Below are 821 nucleotides of genomic sequence, written 5' to 3'. Positions count from 1 at the left end.
GGCACTGTTGCAAAGTTAGCGATGAGGCAGCCTTTTGTCTTATTCAAAGGCCTTACATTTCAAAAACTCTGCTTACCAGGCGCATTTCGCCCAGGGGATCACCATAATAAAATGCTGAGGCCTGGCCTTTGCGTAGTGCACGCATCACCTCAATACCTTTGATGGTGGCGTAAGCCGTCTTCATGGATTTAAATCCCAGCGTGGCGCCGATTATCCGTTTCAGTTTGCCATGATCGCATTCAATCACGTTGTTCCGGTACTTAATCTGTCGGTGTTCAACGTCAGACGGGCACCGGCCTTCGCGTTTGAGCAGAGCAAGCGCGCGACCATAGGCGGGCGCTTTATCCGTGTTGATGAATCGCGGGATCTGCCACTTCTTCACGTTGTTGAGGATTTTACCCAGAAACCGGTATGCAGCTTTGCTGTTACGACGGGAGGAGAGATAAAAATCGACAGTGCGGCCCCGGCTGTCGACGGCCCGGTACAGATACGCCCAGCGGCCATTGACCTTCACGTAGGTTTCATCCATGTGCCACGGGCAAAGATCGGAAGGGTTACGCCAGTACCAGCGCAGCCGTTTTTCCATTTCAGGCGCATAACGCTGAACCCAGCGGTAAATCGTGGAGTGATCGACATTCACTCCGCGTTCAGCCAGCATCTCCTGCAGCTCACGGTAACTGATGCCGTATTTGCAGTACCAGCGTACGGCCCACAGAATGATGTCACGCTGAAAATGCCGGCCTTTGAATGGGTTCATGTGCAGCTCCATCAGCAAAAGGGGATGATAAGTTTATCACCACCGACTATTTGCAACAGTGCCC

General features: G+C 52.5%; 1 protein-coding gene. It reads right to left on the bottom strand.

What is annotated here, in order from left to right:
• Positions 1-52 precede the first annotated feature (52 nt).
• Positions 53-757: an IS6-like element IS26 family transposase gene (locus tag OP500_RS11195; protein WP_001067855.1), complete on the bottom strand. Its 705-nt coding sequence runs from the start codon at positions 755-757 to the stop codon at positions 53-55.
• Between the last annotated feature and the right edge of the window lie 64 nt (positions 758-821).

Source organism: Kingella sp. SNUBH-2017, assembly GCF_028680565.1.
Taxonomy (GTDB): Bacteria; Pseudomonadota; Gammaproteobacteria; order Burkholderiales; family Neisseriaceae; genus Kingella_D; species Kingella_D pumchi.
This window is presented reverse-complemented; position numbering and strand designations above follow the sequence as displayed.